Source organism: Dryocola clanedunensis (assembly GCF_038405435.1).
Classification (GTDB): Bacteria; Pseudomonadota; Gammaproteobacteria; order Enterobacterales; family Enterobacteriaceae; genus Dryocola; species Dryocola clanedunensis_A.
The window spans coordinates 1-248 of the sequence record NZ_JBBYHZ010000056.1 but is presented as its reverse complement, the minus strand read 5'-3'; the positions used below and the strand labels follow the sequence as shown (position 1 = coordinate 248).

Here is a 248-nt window from a genome sequence, read left to right as displayed (position 1 = left end):
TGGGACCAGCTGGAACCGTATCCCGGTGCCGGCAACCTGGACATCACCGCCGCGCCGGAAAAGCAGTACCAGAGCAACCTGAGTGGTGCCCTGGCCAAGGCCGGCAGCGGCGCGAACGTGGAAGCGCTGTACAAGGCGCAGCGTGAGGCCGAACTGCGTACCGCCAAGCAGATGACCGAGCGCGCGCAGGACTTCTACGTCTCGCTCGGCATGCCGGCGCTGCCGAAGTCGTACTGGGACAAGACCCA

At 66.1% G+C, this 248-nt stretch carries 1 protein-coding gene; it reads left to right on the top strand.

Going from position 1 to position 248, the window contains the following annotated elements:
- The coding region (locus tag AAE045_RS23325; RefSeq protein ID WP_455549696.1) for a hypothetical protein at positions 1 to 248 on the top strand (248 nt) is incomplete at both ends.